The sequence below is a fragment of the Hyphomicrobium denitrificans ATCC 51888 genome (assembly GCF_000143145.1).
GTDB lineage: Bacteria > Pseudomonadota > Alphaproteobacteria > Rhizobiales > Hyphomicrobiaceae > Hyphomicrobium_B > Hyphomicrobium_B denitrificans.
The window spans coordinates 2,530,701-2,550,278 of record NC_014313.1; the positions used below are offsets into that span (position 1 = coordinate 2,530,701).

21 protein-coding genes and 1 tRNA gene are annotated in these 19,578 nt (G+C 60.7%); 14 read left to right on the forward strand and 8 right to left on the reverse strand.

Annotated elements, in window-relative coordinates; translation table 11 throughout:
• Nucleotides 1-241 precede the first annotated feature (241 nt).
• Complete coding sequence (locus HDEN_RS12185; protein ID WP_041921654.1) at nucleotides 242-487, forward strand: hypothetical protein; 246 nt, start codon at nucleotides 242-244, stop codon at nucleotides 485-487.
• Between the two features lie 99 nt (nucleotides 488-586).
• Here HDEN_RS12185 and HDEN_RS12190 read toward each other — a convergent pair whose 3' ends face one another.
• Nucleotides 587-1,789 (reverse strand): pyridoxal phosphate-dependent aminotransferase, encoded by a 1,203-nt coding sequence (locus HDEN_RS12190; protein ID WP_013216426.1) that lies wholly within the window; start codon nucleotides 1,787-1,789, stop codon nucleotides 587-589.
• 321 nt (nucleotides 1,790-2,110) lie between these two features.
• Between HDEN_RS12190 and HDEN_RS12195 the strand changes: the two genes are divergently transcribed.
• Nucleotides 2,111-2,557, forward strand: a complete 447-nt coding sequence (locus tag HDEN_RS12195; RefSeq protein ID WP_013216427.1) for a hypothetical protein — start codon at nucleotides 2,111-2,113, stop codon at nucleotides 2,555-2,557.
• Between the two features lie 97 nt (nucleotides 2,558-2,654).
• On the forward strand, nucleotides 2,655-3,140 hold the full coding sequence (locus HDEN_RS12200; RefSeq protein WP_013216428.1) for a hypothetical protein: 486 nt from the start codon (nucleotides 2,655-2,657) through the stop codon (nucleotides 3,138-3,140).
• A 39-nt stretch (nucleotides 3,141-3,179) separates the two neighbouring features.
• Here the strand turns inward: HDEN_RS12200 and HDEN_RS12205 are convergent, their stop codons facing one another.
• Together HDEN_RS12205 and HDEN_RS12210 are read right to left on the reverse strand one after the other, a co-directional pair.
• Nucleotides 3,180-3,920 (reverse strand): SDR family NAD(P)-dependent oxidoreductase, encoded by a 741-nt coding sequence (locus HDEN_RS12205; protein WP_013216429.1) that lies wholly within the window; start codon nucleotides 3,918-3,920, stop codon nucleotides 3,180-3,182.
• Between the two features lie 101 nt (nucleotides 3,921-4,021).
• Complete coding sequence (locus HDEN_RS12210) at nucleotides 4,022-4,258, reverse strand: PsiF family protein (protein WP_013216430.1); 237 nt, start codon at nucleotides 4,256-4,258, stop codon at nucleotides 4,022-4,024.
• A gap of 282 nt (nucleotides 4,259-4,540) precedes the next feature.
• On the opposite strand from HDEN_RS12210, the gene uvrB reads away from it, so the two are divergent.
• Together uvrB and HDEN_RS12220 are read left to right on the forward strand one after the other, a co-directional pair.
• Nucleotides 4,541-7,468 carry an excinuclease ABC subunit UvrB gene (uvrB, locus tag HDEN_RS12215; RefSeq protein WP_049775312.1) on the forward strand — a complete coding sequence of 976 codons (2,928 nt, stop codon included), beginning with the start codon at nucleotides 4,541-4,543 and terminating at the stop codon, nucleotides 7,466-7,468.
• Between the two features lie 104 nt (nucleotides 7,469-7,572).
• On the forward strand, nucleotides 7,573-8,151 hold the full coding sequence (locus tag HDEN_RS12220) for a type 1 glutamine amidotransferase domain-containing protein (protein ID WP_013216432.1): 579 nt from the start codon (nucleotides 7,573-7,575) through the stop codon (nucleotides 8,149-8,151).
• A gap of 11 nt (nucleotides 8,152-8,162) precedes the next feature.
• On the opposite strand, the gene HDEN_RS12225 is transcribed toward HDEN_RS12220, so the two are convergent.
• Nucleotides 8,163-8,471, reverse strand: coding sequence for a hypothetical protein (locus tag HDEN_RS12225; RefSeq protein ID WP_013216433.1), 309 nt, complete (start codon nucleotides 8,469-8,471; stop codon nucleotides 8,163-8,165).
• 233 nt (nucleotides 8,472-8,704) lie between these two features.
• Here HDEN_RS12225 and HDEN_RS12230 point away from each other — a divergent pair, with 233 nt between their 5' ends.
• Nucleotides 8,705-9,394, forward strand: coding sequence for a SixA phosphatase family protein (locus HDEN_RS12230; RefSeq protein WP_013216434.1), 690 nt, complete (start codon nucleotides 8,705-8,707; stop codon nucleotides 9,392-9,394).
• A gap of 21 nt (nucleotides 9,395-9,415) precedes the next feature.
• On the opposite strand, the gene HDEN_RS12235 is transcribed toward HDEN_RS12230, so the two are convergent.
• Nucleotides 9,416-9,919, reverse strand: coding sequence for a hypothetical protein (locus tag HDEN_RS12235; protein WP_013216435.1), 504 nt, complete (start codon nucleotides 9,917-9,919; stop codon nucleotides 9,416-9,418).
• 449 nt (nucleotides 9,920-10,368) lie between these two features.
• On the opposite strand from HDEN_RS12235, the gene HDEN_RS12240 reads away from it, so the two are divergent.
• Nucleotides 10,369-10,881, forward strand: a complete 513-nt coding sequence (locus HDEN_RS12240; protein WP_013216436.1) for a hypothetical protein — start codon at nucleotides 10,369-10,371, stop codon at nucleotides 10,879-10,881.
• 47 nt (nucleotides 10,882-10,928) lie between these two features.
• Nucleotides 10,929-11,300: a hypothetical protein gene (locus tag HDEN_RS12245; protein WP_013216437.1), complete on the forward strand. Its 372-nt coding sequence runs from the start codon at nucleotides 10,929-10,931 to the stop codon at nucleotides 11,298-11,300.
• 104 nt (nucleotides 11,301-11,404) lie between these two features.
• Here HDEN_RS12245 and HDEN_RS12250 read toward each other — a convergent pair whose 3' ends face one another.
• Nucleotides 11,405-12,067, reverse strand: a complete 663-nt coding sequence (locus HDEN_RS12250; protein WP_013216438.1) for an MBL fold metallo-hydrolase — start codon at nucleotides 12,065-12,067, stop codon at nucleotides 11,405-11,407.
• 226 nt (nucleotides 12,068-12,293) lie between these two features.
• Here HDEN_RS12250 and HDEN_RS12255 point away from each other — a divergent pair, with 226 nt between their 5' ends.
• The gene (locus tag HDEN_RS12255; protein WP_013216439.1) at nucleotides 12,294-13,781 is read left to right on the forward strand and encodes an outer membrane protein; all 1,488 of its coding nucleotides are present in this window, start codon (nucleotides 12,294-12,296) and stop codon (nucleotides 13,779-13,781) included.
• Nucleotides 13,782-13,888: 107 nt separating this feature from the next.
• Here the strand turns inward: HDEN_RS12255 and ctrA are convergent, their stop codons facing one another.
• Entirely contained in the window at nucleotides 13,889-14,587 is a 699-nt protein-coding gene (ctrA, locus tag HDEN_RS12260) for a response regulator transcription factor CtrA (protein WP_013216441.1), read from the reverse strand.
• A 676-nt stretch (nucleotides 14,588-15,263) separates the two neighbouring features.
• On the opposite strand from ctrA, the gene HDEN_RS12265 reads away from it, so the two are divergent.
• Both HDEN_RS12265 and HDEN_RS12270 read left to right on the forward strand, forming a co-directional pair.
• Nucleotides 15,264-15,644, forward strand: coding sequence for a hypothetical protein (locus HDEN_RS12265; RefSeq protein ID WP_013216442.1), 381 nt, complete (start codon nucleotides 15,264-15,266; stop codon nucleotides 15,642-15,644).
• Between the two features lie 210 nt (nucleotides 15,645-15,854).
• Entirely contained in the window at nucleotides 15,855-16,568 is a 714-nt protein-coding gene (locus HDEN_RS12270) for a hypothetical protein (RefSeq protein WP_013216443.1), read from the forward strand.
• Nucleotides 16,569-16,651: 83 nt separating this feature from the next.
• On the opposite strand, the gene sciP is transcribed toward HDEN_RS12270, so the two are convergent.
• Complete coding sequence (gene sciP / locus HDEN_RS12275; RefSeq protein ID WP_013216444.1) at nucleotides 16,652-16,930, reverse strand: CtrA inhibitor SciP; 279 nt, start codon at nucleotides 16,928-16,930, stop codon at nucleotides 16,652-16,654.
• 407 nt (nucleotides 16,931-17,337) lie between these two features.
• Between sciP and mnmA the strand changes: the two genes are divergently transcribed.
• The 3 genes from mnmA to HDEN_RS12290 all read left to right on the forward strand — a co-directional run bounded on the left by mnmA (nucleotide 17,338) and on the right by HDEN_RS12290 (nucleotide 19,514).
• The gene (gene mnmA / locus HDEN_RS12280) at nucleotides 17,338-18,531 is read left to right on the forward strand and encodes a tRNA 2-thiouridine(34) synthase MnmA (RefSeq protein ID WP_013216445.1); all 1,194 of its coding nucleotides are present in this window, start codon (nucleotides 17,338-17,340) and stop codon (nucleotides 18,529-18,531) included.
• A gap of 34 nt (nucleotides 18,532-18,565) precedes the next feature.
• Nucleotides 18,566-19,300, forward strand: a complete 735-nt coding sequence (locus HDEN_RS12285) for a class I SAM-dependent methyltransferase (protein ID WP_013216446.1) — start codon at nucleotides 18,566-18,568, stop codon at nucleotides 19,298-19,300.
• 137 nt (nucleotides 19,301-19,437) lie between these two features.
• Nucleotides 19,438-19,514 (forward strand) — tRNA-Met (locus HDEN_RS12290).
• Nucleotides 19,515-19,578: the final 64 nt, after the last annotated feature.

Genomic DNA, 19,578 nt, shown 5'->3' on the forward strand with positions numbered 1-19,578 from the left:
AGTTTCGTGAAACTTTCATATTGCGATGCAGTAGTACGCAAGAGTCGCTGATTTGTTTTTTGCGCCGCCGAAACTACTTTCCGCTCAAAGGGCTAAGCGGAGGCTCAAATTGCAAATATCGCTTGAATAACTTTAAACTTGGCTCATCATGAACTCATCCGCGTTTGGCGCGTTTTAAGGGGTACGAGCGCACAATTCGGAAGGGCCAGAGGGATTTGGCTCAGGAATGCGAGGCTGGGTTATGAGTATCGAGACACTGATGTCCGCGGCAAACGCTGCCGGGTATGTTATGGCGGTCGAGGATGAACTTCCCGATGCCTTCGGTGCCGAGCCGACGGTATTCGAGTTCAAGTCGCAGCCCACGACTGCAATCGCGATTTGGCGTCCGGTCGTTCCGGACATCGACGGTCGTCCCCTCACCGGACATATCGCACACGCCTGGGACTGGTTTACCGGTCGCTTCGCGGGTAATGGCGCGACGGCCTAAGCGAGACCCTCAACACTGCGAACGTGTGAAGCGCGCAAATGCTTTTGCGCGCTTTTTGATTCACCGGGGTTGTCCAACCGATGGAGCACAAGACAGCGTTCAGCTGAGATTTCCGCAGAAGCGCTGGATTCTCGTGCAGGCATCTTTCAATGCCTCGGTCGAGGTCGCGTAAGACACGCGGAAGGACGGTGAGCCTTCGAACGCCGCGCCGTGGACGACCGCGACGCCCTCTTCCTCCAGAAGCGCCGTCACGAACGCTTCATCATCGGCAATCTTGACGCCGCTCTTACTCGTCTTGCCGATCAGAGCCTTGATGCTCGGATAGACGTAGAACGCGCCCTGCGGGTTGGGGCATTTGATGCCCTTCGCCTGGTTCAGCATGCTGACGACGAGATCGCGGCGCCCGACGAAGATCTTGTTGTTGTGCGCAATGAAGTCCTGCGGTCCGTTCAAGGCTTCGACGCCGGCCCATTGCGTGATCGAGGACGGATTGGACGTCGACTGCGACTGCAGTTTGCGCATCGCGTTGATGAGCTGTTCCGGACCCGCCGCATACCCGAGCCGCCAGCCCGTCATGCAATAGGCCTTCGAGAGACCGTTCATCGTCAGCGTGCGCCCATAGAGGCGCGGCTCGACGGCTGCGGGCGTCGCGAACTTCAGGCCGTCATAGAGCAAATGCTCGTACATATCGTCGGTCAGAACCCAGACTTGCTCGTGCCGAAGCAGAACGTCGGTCAGGGCTTTGATGTCGTCGTGCGAATAGGCCGTGCCCGTCGGGTTCGACGGCGAATTGAAGATGAACCACTTCGTCTTCGGCGTGATGGCCTTTTCGAGCGCTTCGGGCTTCAGCCGGTAACCGTCTTCCAGCGTCGTCGGTGCGAAAACGGGCGTGCCGCCGCCGAGCAGGACGATGTCGGCATACGAGACCCAGCACGGCGCGGGAATGACGACTTCGTCACCCGGATTGAGCGTCGCGAGAAGCGCGTTGTAGAGCACCTGCTTGCCGCCGGTTCCGACGGAGACCTGGCTCGGCTTGTAATCGAGGTTGTTGTCGCGCTTGAACTTCGCGACGATCGCGGCCTTCAGCTCCGGAATGCCGTCGACGTCGGTGTATTTGGTTTTGCCTGCGTCGAGCGCGCGTTTCGCGGCTTCCTTGATGTTGTCAGGCGTGTCGAAATCCGGCTCCCCCGCCGACAACGAGATGATGTCCCGGCCCTGCGCCGCAAGCTGACGAGCTTTGGTCGAAACGGCGATGGTGGCGGACGGCTGGATGCGATTCAAACTGTCGGCAATGAAGCCCATGATGCGCCTGTCATTCGGAGGAGGTGCAGACTGTTCATCTCGCGGCTGCGAAACGAACGGCGCGGACCCTAAGTCCAATGATTCGCGACCGCAAGCCGACGTTTTGACAATACGGCTGCGCCACCGCCGCAGGACCAACGTACGACATCATCTGTTGGGCCAGTGATGCCTGCCGGCAACTCAAACGGCCGGAAATCAACCAGCACCAAATCGGCCAGCCAGCGCCACATTGCGGGCCCATGACCGCCAAGAACCACCGGTCAACTCAGCCTTAACGGCTCGTCATTACGAAATCGGTTTCGTGCGGAGGGATTTGGGACAATGGCTGCCAGCGGGATCAAGCGAAATTCGCAAGCACGCGCCTCCCGGCGCCGACATCGCCTGCGCCGTCCGTTTCGGGATGCGGCCGGAGCGGCCTTGCTTTTTGTCATGCTGACCTCCGTCGGAACGAGCGCGCCGGTCAAGGCTTACCCATTTGCGGTTGCTGCCGGCGGGATCGAGCGCACGATTACGTCGCACACGATGAAAGCTATTGCGGAGGATCGTCCGGCGCCGATCATCGAGATCGCGACGACGAGTTCGCCACGCAATCCGGATGCCGTATTTCGCAGAACCAGCAGTACTACAGCCTGGGTCCTGCTGGGGCTGTCGCTGTCGCTTCTAACTGCGTTGAACCTTAGCATTATCAGGCACTTGCGGCGCGTTTACGTCAAGCCAAAGACGCATCGCGCGGCGTTATCCGCAACGCGCGGCGGACGAGGCTATTGAATTGCCGCATTCGCGTTTGTAGGTTTTGACGCGTTTGTAGGTTTCGATCTGTCGAAAAGCGGCATTATATCCGTCGCGACTCTTGGAGGTGCGGAGCATGACGAGGCAACCTACCCGGCCGTTCTGGCTTGGCCTCACCGTTGGCGCGACCGTGGCCGTCGTCGCCGCGACGTCCTTCTTCGCCAACAGCGAGACGGTTCTGCGAAAAAGCTTCGCGACCGCGCTCACGCAAGCCGCTTCACCCGCCAAGGACGTCGCTTCGATAACACCCATTTCCGGATCGGAAGACTACTGGCTGACCGCCATGCGCCGCGATGACAGCACGCCGATCACCAAGGCAGTTGCGGTCGGCGACCAGATCTCGCTGACGCTCGGCGGCCATAACCGCACGTTCGCTGTGGCGTCGGTGTCCGACTTCTCGCCGCAGATCACGGAAATCGATACGTCCGCCGGACCGGAACGCTTCGTCCTGGTGACCGCCCGCGACGTGAAGAACCCGCATGAGCGACCGATCCGCTTCGTTATGGAAATCGACGGCGCGAACGCGACGATCGTCGGCAGCCGCGGCGGCCGGACGCTGTAGTCGCGAAGCCTGCCGGACTCAGACCAATCGCCGTTCTGCTCACCACGGAACGGCTTTTTTGTCTTCGAAGAACCCGCCTGTCGGCCCGTCCAATGGCAGCGTTGCGAGCCAAACCGGCGTCTCGGCGCCTTTCTCAGGTAAGCGCGAGGCTTCCGGTCCACCCATCCCCGTTCTGACCCAGCCGGGCGAACAAGCATTGACCTTGACGTCGCCGCGACCGGCTTCGGCAGCCGCGATGCGCGTCAACGCGTTCAATGCCGTTTTCGAGATGCGATAGGCCGGAAAGCCGGAACCCATGCCGGCAAGCTGACCCGCGAGCGACGATACATTGACTACCCGTCCATATCCACGCGCGATCATGCCCGGCAGAAGCGTGCGGATGATTGCCGCCGGGGCGAGCACGTTCGTTTCCCACGTCAGGCGGAATGTTTCATCGGTCATGTCGAACAGACTGGCGTCGAAGCCGCCCGGCCCGTCGATCAGAATTGCTGCGTTGTTGACGAGGATGTCGATCGGGGCGTGGCGTTGCTCGATGTCCTTCAACGCGGACGGCAACGCCGCAACATTCGCGACGTCCAAAATCACAGGTTGGACATTGACGCCGATTTTGCCGAACGCGGCTGTGGCCGAGGCGGCGCTGGCGTCGTTGCGAACTCCGGCAAGAACGGTAATCTCAAGCTCAGCAAGCTGGCGCGCGATCGCAAAGCCGATGCCGCGGTTGGCGCCCGTCACAAGAGCGGTCTTGTTCGTTTGAGGGCCAGGCACGAGCGTATCTCCCATTGAGATAGTCCCCGACAAACGTACCTCCTAGACGCGACGGACGGGAAATAAAAAACCCCGCCGATAGCGGCGGGGTTTCCTAATTTCGCTTGCTCAGCAGATCAGGACTTCTTGGCGTCTTTGTTCTGCTTCGCGAGATTCTTTTTGCACTCGGCGCGGAATTTCTTGCGGTCCTTGCCGTGCAGGCCCTTCGCGTCAGCATCCTTCGAACACTGGATCGATTCCGGCGAATGGACGACCGGGGTGCCGGGCTTTTTCGCGTCCTTCGCCAAGGCCACGCCGCTGCCGATTGCCATCATGGCGGCCGCCGCTGCCGCAACCAGTTTCATAGAAGTCATCGTGTGTGCTCCGTTTTATCAGTCGTTCAAACGTCTGTTGGCCAACTTGGTTGCCCCGGCCCCGCTGGACCGATCCGCATCGAGTGCGTCGAACTTCGGAATCGGCGAACGATTGGCTATCACTCCGCCGAGCGGCGACGAACTTACTCTTCCGTAAGGAGCTTTTGCCGGTAACTCAGGCGCGCTCGGTTCTAAGCCGCCGTCGTTAATGCGTGTCCCGGCGTGACACTGTGGCCCCGAAACAGCATTTATGCTTCGGCTTCCCGTCTCTATATTTGCAGCGTGGCATCTTCTCCGAAAACACCCTCCGGCAAATCGTCCCGACCGCGATCCTCGCGCGGCAAGTCGGGTAAGCCGATCCAGCCTCCCGCCGAAACGTCGGCCGGGACGCCGGGCTTTGCCGAAACGAACGCCTATTTCGCGCCGGCCGATTTCTCCGGAAAGACGACGAGCAGCGGACTACCGAGCTTGCCCGCGTTACGCGCATCGGGCCCGCGTCCGCCGATGGGCGGCGAAAGCCTGACCGACAGTCTGACCGCGCTGCTGACGCGGCCGGACGAACGCTCCGAACGCGCGAAGGAAATTCTGTCGCGCCAGCCCTTGATGGCGTCGCATCCGATCGTCTCCGGCGGCATGCCGATGTTCATGCCGCATCGTCCGGAGCGTCCGGAAAAAAGCGAAGGCGGCATCCGGTTCAAAATCGAATCCGACTACGAGCCGCGGGGCGACCAGCCGCAAGCGATCTCCGAACTCGTCGACGGCGTCGCGAAGCACGAGCACAATCAGGTGCTGCTCGGCGTCACCGGTTCGGGCAAGACGTTCACGATGGCGCACGTCATTCAGGCGACGCAGCGTCCGGCGCTGATCCTGGCGCCGAACAAGACGCTGGCGGCGCAGCTCTACGGCGAGTTCAAGAGCTTCTTTCCGGACAACGCCGTCGAGTATTTCGTTTCCTATTACGACTACTACCAGCCGGAAGCCTACGTCCCGCGCACCGACACGTACATCGAGAAGGAAGCGTCGATCAACGAACAGATCGACCGCATGCGTCACGCCGCGACGCGCGCTCTGCTCGAGCGCGACGACGTCATCATCGTCGCGTCGGTCTCGTGCATCTACGGTATCGGATCGGTCGAGACCTATACGGCGATGACGTTCACCGTGCGCGCCGGCGAGCAGATCTCGCGCGACCAATTGCTGGCCGATCTCGTCGCGCTGCATTACCGGCGTAACGATCAGAACTTCGTGCGCGGCTCATTCCGCGCGCGCGGCGATACGGTCGAAGTCTTTCCGGCTCACTTGGAAGATCGCGCGTGGCGCTTCTCGCTGTTCGGCGATGAAGTCGAAAGCATCGTCGAGTTCGATCCGTTGACGGGCGCGAAGACGGACGAGCTGGCGCTGGTCAAGCTCTACGCGAACTCGCACTACGTCACGCCGAAGCCAACGCTTCAGCAGGCGATCAAATCGATCAAGATCGAACTCAAGCAGCGGCTCGACGAGTTGTACGACGCAGGCAAGCTGCTCGAAGCGCAGCGCCTCGAACAGCGCACCACGTTCGACATGGAAATGATGGAGGCGACGGGTTCGTGCGCCGGCATCGAGAACTATTCGCGCTATCTCACCGGGCGCAATCCGGGCGATCCGCCGCCGACGCTGTTTGAATATCTGCCCGACAACGCGCTCGTTTTCGCCGACGAGAGCCACGTCACCGTTCCGCAGATCGGCGGCATGTTCCGCGGCGACTTCCGGCGCAAGGCGACGCTTGCGGAATACGGTTTCCGCTTGCCCTCGTGCATGGACAATCGCCCGCTTCGCTTTGAAGAGTGGGACGCGATGCGCCCGCAGTCGGTGTTCGTCTCGGCAACCCCCGCAAGCTGGGAAATGGAGCAGACCGGCGGCGCATTCGCGGAGCAGGTCATCCGGCCCACAGGGCTTATCGATCCGGTCGTCGAAATTCGATCCGCGAAAACGCAGGTCGACGATCTGCTCGACGAAGTGCGGCAGGTCGCGCGCAAAGGCTACCGCACGCTCGTCACGGTTCTGACGAAGCGCATGGCGGAAGACCTCACCGAATACATGCACGAAAGCGGCGTGCGCGTGCGCTACATGCACTCCGACATCGAAACGCTGGAACGCATCGAAATCATCCGCGATCTGCGGCTCGGCGCCTTCGATGTGCTGATCGGCATCAACCTGCTGCGCGAAGGTCTCGACATTCCGGAATGCGCGCTCGTCGCCATTCTCGATGCCGACAAGGAAGGTTTTCTGCGCTCCGAAACGTCGCTGGTGCAGACCATCGGACGCGCCGCGCGCAACGTCGACGGCAAAGTCATTCTGTATGCGGATCAAATGACCGGCTCGATGGACCGCGCCATCGCGGAGACGAACCGCCGTCGCGAGAAGCAGATGGCATGGAACGAAGCCAACGGCATCACACCGGAGAGCATCAAGCGCAACATTCACGACGTGCTGCAGTCGGTCTACGAGCAGGATCACGTCACCGTCGATGCCGGGCTCGCCGATGGCGACGCCGTGCAATCGCTCGGGCACAATTTGCAGGCCGTCGTCGCCGACATGGAGCGGCGCATGAAAGAAGCAGCAGCCGATCTCGAGTTCGAAACGGCCGCACGCTTGCGTGACGAGATCAAGCGGCTGCGCGAGACGGAGCTTGCGATTTCGGATGATCCGCTGGCCCGGCAAAGCGAAGTCGAAGATCGCGCCGGAAGTTTCAAGGGCGACCGCAAGTATGGCCCGAGCGCGAACGTTCCGCCGTCGCGCAAGAAGGACGGGGAGAAGGAAAACGGCGGCTCCCGCATCAAGACCGAATACGAGCCGGTGCAGCCGACATATGCGCAGTCGACTTCTTTGATTGCGCCCGGCGACTCGCGTTCCGCGAGCCGGCCGCCAGGCGCGGGATCAAGGATCAAGAAGCCGTCGCTCGACGACATGGGGCCGGGAACGGATCGGCCGGTGCCGGCGCGCGCGCCGAGTGTCGATAGCCGCGCCAAGGCCGGTGCGTTCGGCGAGAAGATTGCAGGTCCGCATAAGCCGACGCTCGACGAAATGGGACCGCACGCGTCGCTGCCGGTGAAATCAGGCGAGAAGCCGTCGCGCCTTCAGATGCCGACGCGAACGCGCGAGTTCGACGATCCGTCACAGAAGAAAGGCCGCCGAGGGCGTCCGCGCAAAACGGGACGGCCCGGGCAGTAGCTCATGCGTTTCAGGGCTTGCGCGTAAGGACGCATGCGAGCGTCGTTCGGAACCTCCATGCGCCGTAAATGTTGCTCCTTGAATTGCGGTCAAGGAGTGCGAACATGCCGAAAATCAAGAACGCTAAAATTCTCATTCTCGCGACGGATGGTTTCGAACAATCGGAACTGGACGTTCCGCGCGAAAAGCTCAAGGCGGTCGCGCAACTGGTTCATGTCGCGGCGCCAAAGGAGCGAAAGGAAAAGGGCTCCATTCTCGGCTGGCGAGATCACGATTGGGGAGATCCCGTGCCGGTCGACGTGGAATTGTCCGACGCATCGACGTCGCTTTATGACGCGATCGTGCTTCCCGGCGGACAAATGAATCCTGACACGCTCAGGAAAAACCCAGAAGCGTTGGCGTTGATCAAAGCTTTCCTCGCGGAAGGGAAAGTCGTGGCTGCGATCTGCCATGCGCCGTGGCTGTTGATCGAAGCGAACGCCGTTCGCGGCCGGCGCGCGACGTCGTACGACTCGATCAAGACCGACATGATCAACGCGGGCGCGAATTGGCTCGATGAACCCGTGGTCGCCGATCAGGGCATCGTTACGAGCCGCAACCCGGGCGATCTCGAAGCGTTCGTCGCGAAGATCATCGAAGAAGTCGAAGAGGGCAAGCACGAGCGCGCCGTTCTCGCTGCCTGAGCAGCACCCGTTCAGCCTGTCCGCGTAAACCTTGGCGAGCTGTTGTGAGATTTCGCAACGCTCGCCAAAATCAAAAGCAGTGTGTAGCGGAGCGCGTCGTCCACCGTTGTGACGGTCCGGCCTTCTTCGGACAAGTCAGCGAAAGTCCAGACGAGTTCGCCGTGTTGGGTTGCCCGCCAGCTGCCGAAGTAGTCGCGTCCTTTGAGGACGGTTACGCCTGTACCCGCCAATCCTTCGCGCACGGCAAAGCCGCTTAGACCGACCTCGGGTATATCCCCGAGCTGTCTCAGCAGCTCAGCATCTGGCGCCGCGCGGTTCATCGCTCTGCCGCATTCCCGATCGAAACACATGCGCGTCTGGAAAAAAGCTACTCAGGCACGTGCCAGAAAAATAGGATCGCGCGTTCCGATATATAAGGCCGCGCAAATCGCGCCGGTATGCGTGCTTCTTTATCGATTGAGCGTTAAGGTCTTATTAATATTTTTAGCAAGGGCTGTTGTGCGGCGGAGGTGGCGTCCCGCGCGTTATTGCGTTCCCTTCGGAGGAGACGTTCATGACAACGCTTCTGACGTCACGTCGCATCATGCTCGGCTCACTGATCGCGGGATTCCTCGCGTGCGCGGCGGCTCCCGATGCTGCGATCGCCGACGCAAATTTTGTCTTTGCCCTGACTGCCGGTGTGCCGGCGTTGAAGGGCGGTTGCACGTTATGTTGGCGCACACGGGAGTCGGGCGCCAATTTTGCGCCGCTCGAGCACGCGAACGGAGGCCCGAGCCGCATCATCCTGATGCGTCATGCGGACAAGACCGACGATCCGAATAACGAGGATTTGTCGGAGGCCGGGATGGCGCGCGCCGAGCGTCTCGCAACGTACATCCCGGAGACGCTCGGAAAGCCGGACTACATCATCGCGACGTCGCATTCGAAACACTCGAACCGTCCACGCGAAACGGTTGCTCCGCTTGCGAATGCTCTCGGCCTCAAAGTTCAGCACGATTACGAGAACGACGAGTTCGAGGATCTCGTCGACGAGATTTTCTCAAATCCCGAATACAAGGGGAAGACGCTCGTCATCTGCTGGCATCACGGCAAGCTGCCAGCCATCGCAGCGTTGCTCGGGGCGGCGCAAGGCAGCTACCCCGATCCCTGGCCCGAGGATGCGTACAATCTCATCCTGGATTTCCGATACGATCCGAACTCGGGCAGCGCGCCGACCGTGACGCGCGTCACCGAGCCGTTTTAAGGATGTCGCGCGGCGCGCGGATCAGCACTTCTTCAGGTTTGCGGCCAGTTCAACGAAGACGTCGGAGTTCTGCGGCAGCACTCTGACGGACTGGTCGCAGCCCTGCCCCGCAACGGCCATATGCGCCGCGAAGAACTGTCCGGAAAGTTGCACGTCGAATCCTGTCGGCGTGATCGTGCCGTCGACCGTGCCGCCGATGTCGTTGATCTTGTCCGTCCACGCGCCGGTCAGTTTTTCGCCCTCGACCGTCAGGTCGGTAGCAGCGTGAAGCTTGAAATTCGTCGCGCCGTCCTCGCAGCGCAAGGTCTGACGCATTCCCGGCGTGCCTTTGCGGGCGACATAGGTGACGATGCATTTGAAGTTCGAGGCCGGTCCGGACACCGACGTCATCGTCGCCATGCCGACCCAGCGCCCGGCAAGGCCCGCTAACGGGTCGGCGGGCGGTGCGGCTTGGTTCTGGCTGGCAATCAAACTGGAAACAGCTGCAACCGTGACATACACGGCGACGCGATACGATTGACGCATTGATTTTTCGACTCCCTCGTCAAGCCTGTCCGGCTTCAAGCACCCCCGCGCTTGCCCGATCTTTCGAGAACCCCGTCGCCTGTCAGCTGAGCCGTCATGCGTTCGGCGATCCGGCGGCGACGAGAGAAAACTGATCGCCGATCTCGACTGTTTGTGGGCCGTATTGGGGAGATATCGCGAGTTCAAACTTTGCTCAGCTGTGCAGCGAGCAAAACGGGCTTCCTTGCTGCGGAGCCGAAGCAAGGCCTTGCGCGACGCGTGCGTTCTCCCCATAAGCACCGGAACGGAAAGCGGCCTTAGAATGTTCGCGCGTGCAGCGTAGTATTGGACTGTCGTTCGAGGGCAACACTCCGGCGCATCTCGTTCAACTTTGTCCATATGGCTCGCCAAATCAGGGGCGTCAGACAATAATGCGCGCCGTTTCGCGATACGCAGGAAGGAAGGGCTTCGTGTCTCGCCATCAGCACTATTTCGGGCGCTTTTCCCGTTATCTTGGCGCGCTTGCCGCGACGGCGGCAATGGCTGGCGCTCTGTCGTTCACGCCGAAGGCTTATTCCGCAGACGGTCCATTCCCTGACCTCGTCGGCACGTGGAGCGGCTCCGGGGTCGCGAAGTTCGATGGCGGCAAGACGGAAAGCCTGCGCTGCAAGGGCTATTACACGAACACGGGCGGCCCGCATAATCTCGGGATCTCGATCCGCTGCGCCAACGCTTCGGCGAAGGTGGAACTGCGCGCCAATCTGGTCGATGCCGGCGGCACCGTGAGCGGCAATTGGGAAGAGCGGACGTACAATCAGTCGGGTTTGGTGACGGGGCGCGCGTCAGCCAACCGGCTGAACCTGGCGATCAGCGGCGGCATCGCTGGCTCCATGATGGTGACCGTCAGCCACGGCTCTCATTCGGTCGCCGTGCTGACCAGTGGCCCGTCTCTCAAGGGCATCAACATTTCCATGTCGCGCTGAGTTCGTCACAGGCAGCCCGGCGGTTAGCCGAAAAAGGATACGAGATCATGCGCTCCAGACTTTGGGCTGCCCTTCCGGTGATCGGTGCATTGCTCGCGGTTGCCTCGATGCCGACTCCGGCCGATGCGCTGGCACGCCGGCTGCGCTCGAACTACGAGCCGGGCGAAATCATCACGGCGCGCAGCCACTATGGCAACGGTTCGGTGCAAAGCGTTGTGCGGCCGGGCCGATACGGCTGGCAGGTTAAGCTGCCTCGCGGCGGCTGGGTCGATTGCCGCCGGAGCTGCGAAGAAACCCTGCGCGTGCAGACCGTTGACATTTTCGGGGACGGTACCAACACGCTATCGAACGGCGGATACGGCACGCTGGCACGCGAATGCGGCGTGTTCGGATGCCTGCACTGGGAATGGTCGTTCTAGAGCCTCTCCGCTTTCCGTTGAATCGCGGAACCTCGGATCGGCTCTAGGTCTTTGTTTCGCCGCGCTTCTCATCGGGAAGACCGGCTCTACGGCAATACCGCAGGTCAGACCAAAAACGGATTCGTCAGCCGTTCCTGCCCGAACTGGCCTGGGGGCCCGTGTCCGCAGATGAAGGCGATGTCATCGCCGAGCGGCAGAAGTTTCGTCTTGATTGCCGAGATCAACGCATCGTGGTCGCCGTAGGGAAAATCCGTGCGGCCGATCGAGCCGCGAAACAGAACGTCGCCAACGAGTGCGAACCGCTGCGCCGCGTCGAAGAACACGACCGATCCCGGCGAGTGCCCCGGGCAATGGAAGATATTGAACGTGTGACCGGCGACGGTGACAACGTCGCCATCGTCAAGCCAACGGTCGGGTTTGACGTTGCGCACGTCGGGAATGCCGTACATCTCGCCCTGCTTCTCGAGGTTGTCGAGCAGGAGCGCGTCGGCCTTGTGCGGCCCTTCGATCTTGACGCCAAGCTCCTGGCGCAGTTCGGCCGCAGCACCCGCGTGGTCGATATGGCCATGAGTCAGCAGAATCTTTTCGATCTCGATTTCGGCTTCATCGATGCCACGGAAAATGCGGTCGAGATCGCCGCCCGGATCGACGACGGCGCCGCGCTTTGACGCCTCGTTCCAGATCAGCGTGCAGTTCTGCTCGAACGGCGTGACGCGCACGATCGCGGCCTTAAGTGGAGATTGAGGCGGGGTAGTCGCGTCGCTCATTGAATGCTCCTGCGGGCAAGCTGCGGTCTTAGAGCATTGCTCCGCGTCACCGCAAGCTCACATGATCCAACTTGTCATAGCGGATCGCCTTCGTCGGCCAAACGGCTGATGTGGATAGAAAACCACGTACAGGAGAATCTCTGGTCCGGGGGCGTGTGCTCGAGCCGAATCGGGAATATCAGGGCACTGATTGAGCACAACCAATTTATTAATATGGCGGGGACCCATGAAAAAAATATTCGCAGGGTTGCTTGTTGCGTCGAGCGCCGCGGTGTCGGCTTCGGCTTTTGCCACTCCGGCTTCCGCCAATGACTGGGAAGGTATTTCGCTCGGCGTGGGCGGCGGCTACGGCATGACGAAGAACGATCTCAATCTGGGCACCGGGCCCGCGATCTCGTCATTCATCGACGCGAACATCGGTATCAATGGCTTCGGCGGATCGGGCGGCTTTGCAACGCTCAGCGCCGGGTATGATCATGTCCTGTTCGGACCGTTGGTTGTCGGCGCTTTCATCGACTACGACTTCTCCGACATCAGCACGAACATCGGCGCCGGCAGCGAGCTTGGCGAAATCGATGCAAACATCAAATTCAAGATCGAGAATCAGCTCTCGATCGGCGGACGCATCGGCTATCTCATCGCGCCGACGACGCTGTTCTTTTCGACGTTCGGATACGCACACGCCGAATCAAGCGACATCAAAGCCAACCTCAATATCGGCGGTGGCTCGGGCGGCGGCACGCTTGCGGGCGTGGGAAGCTTTGACGGGTATTTCCTCGGCGGCGGTGTCGAAACGCTGATCTCGAACGGTTTCAGCATCAAGGCAGAGTATCGCTACACGTCACTGCAAGCGGAGAGGCTCGATATCCTGCCGGGCTCAGGCGCGGACGAGTTCATCACGGGATCGATCAAGCCGCAGATCCAAACAGGCCGTATTTCGCTGAACTATCGCTTCGGCGACGGCAAGACGGAAGCGCCAGACGATTCCATTCCGCCGGTCACCAGCAGCTGGACCGGTGCATACCTCGGCGTCGGCGGGGGCTATGGAGTCGCCAAGAACACGCTGGAACTCAGCGATCGCTCTTCCGAGCCCGGTTCCATTTTCAGCGCGGGAATTCCCTTCGGACACGACGGCGGCATTCTGTTCGCCACGGCCGGTTACGATTACCAGATCAGCCCGCGCTTCGTGATCGGCGCGTTCGGCGATGCCGACTATTCGCATCTGAAGCAGAGCAACAGCCTGTCATTTGCTATCGACGAAGATGCGGAAATCCGCGCCGGCACCAAAACGCAGTTGAAGAACATGCTCATGGTCGGCGGCCGCATCGGCTATCTGGCACGCCCGGACACGCTGCTGTTCCTCAGCGGCGGTTACGCCAACGTCGAAGCCGACGACACGAACCTCGCGCTCGGCATCAGCGTCGACGGCGAGACGGTCGCAGGCGGCGGAACGACGCTCATATCCGGGCGGCGCTTGAGCGGCGGGTTCATCGGCGGCGGTATCGAAACGCGCTTGAACGACTCGCTCTCTCTCAAGGCCGAGTATCGCTACATCGATCTCGGCAGCGAGACGGTGAAACTGCTTCCGAACGATCTGCCCGAGATCAACGAGATCGTGTCGACGAAGTTCGATCCGGAAATTCAGACAGGGCGTCTCTCGATCAATTATCGATTTGGCGCAACGCCGTCAGAATCCGCGGCGCCCCTGAAATAAGGTTCGCCGATCGCGGCGCTGATGTCGGCGGCATCCAAAAACACCACAGGGGCCATCATGGCCCCTGTACGCGTGGATAGAGTTTTGGAGAGGGCCAGCGCGCGGTTTTATGCGGCTTCCGAACCTTCGTGTCCCGGATCGCGCAGCACGTAGCCACGGCCCCAGACCGTCTCGATGTAGTGCTTGCCGCCGGTTGCCGTCTGCAGTTTCTTGCGCAGCTTGCAGATGAACACGTCGATGATCTTCAGTTCAGGCTCGTCCATGCCGCCGTAGAGATGGTTGAGGAACATCTCCTTCGTGAGCGTGGTACCCTTGCGGAGCGAGAGAAGCTCCAGCATCTGGTATTCCTTGCCCGTCAGATGCACGCGCTGGCCGTTGACGTCGACCGTCTTGGTGTCGAGGTTGACGCGCAGATCGCCCGTTTCGATGATCGACTGGGCATGGCCCTTCGAACGGCGGACAATCGCCTGGATGCGGGCGACGAGCTCGTCCTTGTGGAACGGCTTCGTCATATAGTCATCGGCGCCGAAGCCGAGGCCGCGAACCTTGTCGTCGATGCCGGCGAGGCCCGACAGGATCAGGATCGGCGTTGAGACTTTCGAGACACGGAGTGTCTTCAGAACCTCATAGCCGCTCATGTCCGGCAAATTCAAATCGAGAAGAATAATATCGTAGTCGTAAAGCTTACCGAGATCGACACCCTCTTCGCCGAGGTCGGTCGTGTAAACGTTAAAACCTTCAGATTGAAGCATCAGCTCGATGCTTTGCGCCGTAGCGCTGTCGTCTTCTATGAGTAGAACCCTCATGACCGTTCCTCTGGTGCCCTATCCAATGACTCCGCGCCATGTCTGCTTGTTCGCCCAAAGAAACGCACTACAGTTCGAGCTAAGCGATCGTTAGGAAGTTAGCGACGAGAGGTTAACAAACCCTAATTCCGCGTTAGCCATTTCTGCAGAATGGGTGCTGCCGTGTATTAACGGCATATCCAGACCGCTTTTGGCCTTCGGGGACGGAACATCGTTCTCGCTTCGCGGACACAGGTGCCCGTTCGCGCCAAAGATGGCCCGCCAAAATATCTAAATATTAGAACTGCGCCCCTCTCGACCGCCTAACAGATCCCGCCGCGGAAACCTGCCGTCCGGGCGCCCACCCTTCCGGCTTGTTTCTCGACCGCCTTGCGACCCGCATTCGGTTCGAATCAAGAGCTAACAGAATTCGCAGCCAGCCCCTAGATTGCTTATGGCGAAAATCTGCCCCTGAACGGGACGGTACGTCAGAAAAGGTTACGCGTTGCTTTACCGCAACTTAAGCGTAACATGTTACATCTAGTATTGAAGTAGCAACGAGGCGATGCAACGCGGTTAACGTGTCGCGATTACCGCTGATGTTCATGTTGCTTCGGCCACGAAATCTTTTCGCGCCTTTGGCACGTTTTTTGATTGATCGGCCACGTAAGTTCGAATGTGTGCAGGGTATCGAACGATGAAATCACGTGAAACGACCATTCTCCTCAAGCGTCGCGAGGTCGAGGAGAAATCGAGGAAGGTCGAGGATCTCGAAAGAATCATTCGCGAATTCGATCAGATGGCGTCCGATCTGGAGCGGCAGATCCAACTCGAAGAAGACCGAACCGGCGTTCGCGACCGGGGACATTTTTCGTATTCGACATTCGCCAAGGCTGCAGCGCTTCGCCGCGACAACCTCCGGCAGTCGACGGAAGGTCTGCGCGAGAAGCTCGCCGCTGCCGTCCGCGAACGCGACGACACGATGGAACAGTTTTCCCGCGCCAGCCAGCAGATCGAGGGTCAGCACGATCCGCGCGGGCGCCGGGAAAGACCGTTCGGATTGAGCGCGCTGCGCTAGACGGCCAGCGAATCATCCGTATCCGGCAAATCACAGACACGAGCGAAAGCAGACGGCGCCCGAAAGGCGCCGTCTTTTTCTTGTGTCCATTCCTGATCGCGCCGTTTGGCCGGTGGGTAACCCTCTTGCCGGATGGACGCTTGCCGGGCAAAGGGGTTCTCAGTCGATCCCTCATCAGGGCTTCTCGTGCGCGTCATCCAGCGGAGCACAATGGCGGACAGTTGCTTATCCAAGGCGCTGCTTGCACTCATCACCGGCGTGCTTCTTTCGGGATGCGCCGGAAGCGCACCGCAATTGCCGACGCTCAGCCTGCCGAGCGCACCGTCCGTGGAAGCTGCCTCGGCTGAGGGAACTCCCCCGCGACCGGCGTCCGCACCGGGGGCTGCGCAGGACGCAGGTACTGTCGTCGATCAGATCGGTGGCGAGGGCGGATCGGCGACGGATATCTATTCGCGCGTCGCGACCGGTGCGATGAAATGCTGGTTTGCCGTCGGTGGACCGTTGAAGCCGGATTACGTCTATCACGCGACGGCAGCGCCGCCGTCACGCGGCGGTAAAGCTGAGATCGTCATCCATCGTCGCGATCCGACGCAGGCCAATCCGCGCGGCCCGAAAGCCTACCGCGTCGACATCGATCCGACCGGCGATACGTCGGCAACCGTCAGGGTTGAAAACATGAAAATGACGGACGCCTTCGCGTCCGCCATGACCGGCGACATTACGCGCTGGACCAAAGGCGAGAGCGGATGCAGTTCGTCGTCGGCCGTCGCGGGCTGGACGCCATCGGCTCCGCAGCCGATCGCTGACGCAGCACCGGTGGCGAAAGCCAAAACGAGCAAGAAGCCTGGGGCCAAGCCGAAAGACAGCTCAAAACCAAAGGCGATCGCTGCTCCGGCGCAAGCCAAAGCGACCGCAAGTCCTTAGCTGAAACATCAGCGGACCTGCCGGCGCGAGTATGCGGAGCGGCCGACGGATCGGCCCCTCGCATCATCGATCGCTCGTCGCGACTACTCTCGATAGTCCTGCAAGCGCGTGGCGCGCAGACCCGGAAGCCCATGCTTGTCGATGGAACGCTGCCACGACAGGAATTCGTCGACGGTCAACGTATATCGCTCGCATGCCTCCTCAATGCTGAGAAGGCCACCGCGCACGGCGGCGACGACTTCGGCTTTGCGACGGATCACCCATCGCTTGGTGTCCCGCGGGGGAAGATCGGCGACCGTGAGCGGCGACCCATCGGGTCCGATCACGTAGCGCCCGCGCGCTCTCATCTGTTGTTCGGTCATGATACTCGATACACACTCTCTGACCACAGGGGATACTTATAGCGGGTTGCCATTAAATTAGCACTAAGCCCTTGAGTGAACAGTGCTTAAATAGACGTGCCAATTCAACGTGGTTAAACTTCGGCGCGTTCCTCACCGTTCCGGATCGAGTCACGCCGCTAACCTCGACCGCTCACAGCGAATACCGGGCCAGTCCGGTTAAATGCTTGCCGCCGACTTGCAGGACACCCATTTAATGAACTAAGGAATTAGAGTGTGTGGCAAGATCCGACGAGTTTTGCCGCCAAGACCAAGATAACTCGCTGAATACATTTGGTCTTTTGATGCCCGCCCGCGCCGGGGCTAGATCCTGGCTCCGGCCCTGGCATTGCCGTTTGTCAGCAGTTTAGGGTTTTTTGCCACCTCAGATGACCGATTTTAAGACGCCAGCCACTGTTCCGAGTGCCAAGAAGCGCGTCGTCGTCGCTATGTCCGGCGGTGTCGACAGTTCGGTTGCGGCTGCGATCATGAAGGCGGCCGGGCATGACGTCATCGGCGTGACGCTGCAGCTTTACGATCATGGAAGCGCCACCGGGCGCAAAGGCAGCTGCTGTGCAGGCCAGGACATCCACGACGCCCGTCGTGTTGCTGATGCTCTCGGCATCCCGCATTACGTCCTCGATTATGAGGCCCGCTTCGCCCAGAAGGTGATCGAGTCATTCGCCGAGAGTTACGTGCACGGTGAGACGCCGATCCCGTGCGTCACCTGCAATAACGAAATCAAGTTCCGCGACTTGCTGGAAACGGCAAAGGATCTCGGTGCCGAGGTGCTGGTTACGGGGCACTACGTGCAGCGGCGCGATACCGAGCACGGACCAGAGCTTGCGCGCGCCGTCGATACCGATCGCGATCAGAGCTATTTCCTGTTCGGCATCACCAAGGCGCAGCTTGCGGCGCTGTGGTTTCCGGTCGGTGCGCTGGAAAAGTCCGAGGTTCGCGATCTCGCGCGCTCGTTCAATCTGCCGGTCGCCGACAAGTCCGACAGCCAGGATATCTGCTTCGTTCCGACGGGCCGCTACACGGACGTCATCGAACGCCTGAAGCCGAATGCGCTCGACGCCGGCAACATCGTTCATCTCGACGGGCGCGTGCTCGGGCGGCACGAAGGCATCGTCCATTACACCGTTGGTCAGCGGCGCGGCATCAAGATCCCAGCGGCAGAGCCGCTGTACGTCGTGCGGCTGGATGCAGCGAAAAACGAAGTCGTGGTCGGGCCGCGCTCGGCGCTGACGACGACCGGACTGATCTTGCGCGACGTCAACTGGCTCGGGGAAAATTCGTTCGCGGAAAGCGCCCGAAACGGATTGGAACTCTTCGTGCGCATGCGCTCCTCGCAAAAGCTTCGCGCCGCGCTGGTGACGGCCGATGGCGAGACGGGCGGCAAAGTCGAGCTGCACGACGGGGAAGAAGGTATTGCGACCGGGCAAGCCTGCGTGTTTTATGCCAGCCAGGAGCCTGGAGCCCGCGTGCTCGGCGGCGGTTGGATCGCAAAGACGGTGAAAGCTGCAAATCAAGGGGACTATCGCGCACAAAGCCATACTCTGGCCGAGGCGCCGAGATAGTCGGGACGCGCGTTACACAGTGATGGAGAAGGCGGTGGGCGATAACGGATCGGATTTTCGGCGCGCAGCTGGCGCTCAAGCCGGTGTTGCGAAAAGGCGGTTCGAGCCAAAAGCCGTTCAACTCGATGAAGGCGCCGTTCGCGATGCCTATCGCCGCTGGGCACCGGTTTACGATTACACGTTCGGAGCCGTGTCGACAGCCGGTCGCCGGCATGCGGTCGAGATCATCAACAGCGGCTCGGGACGGGTGCTCGAAGTCGGCGTCGGAACCGGGCTGTCACTTCCCTCCTACAAGAAGCATCTCGACATCGTCGGCATCGACCTCGCGCCGGAGATGCTCGAAAAGGCGCGTGAGCGCGTCAAGAACGAGCAGCTCGTCAACGTCTCGGGTCTGTACGAGATGGACGCGGGCAGCCTTCGCTTCCCGGACAATTCATTCGATTCCGTCGTTGCGATGTATGTCATCACCGTCGTTCCCGATCCCCGGCAGGTCATGCTGGAACTGGCACGCGTGACGAAGCCTGGCGGCGAAGTCATGCTCGTCAACCACTTCAGCCAGGAGCAAGGCGTCCGCGGCTGGGTCGAGCGGCAAATGGCGCCGTTCGCCGATCTCGTTGGCTGGCATTCGGTGTTCGACGTGTCGCGCGTGATGGTGTGCGACGACCTAGAGCTCGTGGATCGCAAGTCCCTGCGTCCGCTGGGCTTGTTCACGATGATGCGCTTCCGCAAGCTGACGTCGGCTGCCGAGCAGCCGGTTGCGGCCGAGTAAACGGCGCGGATCGCTCCGAATCCGGTAAGATGGTTTGATCACTTCAACTTCGGTCGCCGGCGCGCGAAGCGCCGGTTGACAGGATGATATTACGCTCCCTATAGACGGGCGCTCGATGTCCGCATGACGGACAGTGTGGCGGGATAGCTCAGGTGGTTAGAGCGGCGGTCTCATAATCCGCAGGTCGGCGGTTCAAGTCCGCCTCCCGCTACCAGTAAACTCCTTTGAAATAACAGTATTTCTCTGGCGAGAGCGCCGCGCCGGAACTGAACGGGCGG

Coding starts and splice junctions, on each gene's coding strand:
- HDEN_RS12185 (WP_041921654.1), top strand. CDS start 242: ATGAGTATCGAGACACTGATGTCCGCGGCAAACGCTGCCGGGTATGTT.
- HDEN_RS12190 (WP_013216426.1), bottom strand. CDS start 1,789: ATGGGCTTCATTGCCGACAGTTTGAATCGCATCCAGCCGTCCGCCACC.
- HDEN_RS12195 (WP_013216427.1), top strand. CDS start 2,111: ATGGCTGCCAGCGGGATCAAGCGAAATTCGCAAGCACGCGCCTCCCGG.
- HDEN_RS12200 (WP_013216428.1), top strand. CDS start 2,655: ATGACGAGGCAACCTACCCGGCCGTTCTGGCTTGGCCTCACCGTTGGC.
- HDEN_RS12205 (WP_013216429.1), bottom strand. CDS start 3,920: ATGGGAGATACGCTCGTGCCTGGCCCTCAAACGAACAAGACCGCTCTT.
- HDEN_RS12210 (WP_013216430.1), bottom strand. CDS start 4,258: ATGACTTCTATGAAACTGGTTGCGGCAGCGGCGGCCGCCATGATGGCA.
- HDEN_RS12220 (WP_013216432.1), top strand. CDS start 7,573: ATGCCGAAAATCAAGAACGCTAAAATTCTCATTCTCGCGACGGATGGT.
- HDEN_RS12225 (WP_013216433.1), bottom strand. CDS start 8,471: ATGAACCGCGCGGCGCCAGATGCTGAGCTGCTGAGACAGCTCGGGGAT.
- HDEN_RS12230 (WP_013216434.1), top strand. CDS start 8,705: ATGACAACGCTTCTGACGTCACGTCGCATCATGCTCGGCTCACTGATC.
- HDEN_RS12235 (WP_013216435.1), bottom strand. CDS start 9,919: ATGCGTCAATCGTATCGCGTCGCCGTGTATGTCACGGTTGCAGCTGTT.
- HDEN_RS12245 (WP_013216437.1), top strand. CDS start 10,929: ATGCGCTCCAGACTTTGGGCTGCCCTTCCGGTGATCGGTGCATTGCTC.
- HDEN_RS12250 (WP_013216438.1), bottom strand. CDS start 12,067: ATGAGCGACGCGACTACCCCGCCTCAATCTCCACTTAAGGCCGCGATC.
- HDEN_RS12255 (WP_013216439.1), top strand. CDS start 12,294: ATGAAAAAAATATTCGCAGGGTTGCTTGTTGCGTCGAGCGCCGCGGTG.
- ctrA (WP_013216441.1), bottom strand. CDS start 14,587: ATGAGGGTTCTACTCATAGAAGACGACAGCGCTACGGCGCAAAGCATC.
- HDEN_RS12265 (WP_013216442.1), top strand. CDS start 15,264: ATGAAATCACGTGAAACGACCATTCTCCTCAAGCGTCGCGAGGTCGAG.
- HDEN_RS12270 (WP_013216443.1), top strand. CDS start 15,855: ATGGCGGACAGTTGCTTATCCAAGGCGCTGCTTGCACTCATCACCGGC.
- sciP (WP_013216444.1), bottom strand. CDS start 16,930: ATGACCGAACAACAGATGAGAGCGCGCGGGCGCTACGTGATCGGACCC.
- mnmA (WP_013216445.1), top strand. CDS start 17,338: ATGACCGATTTTAAGACGCCAGCCACTGTTCCGAGTGCCAAGAAGCGC.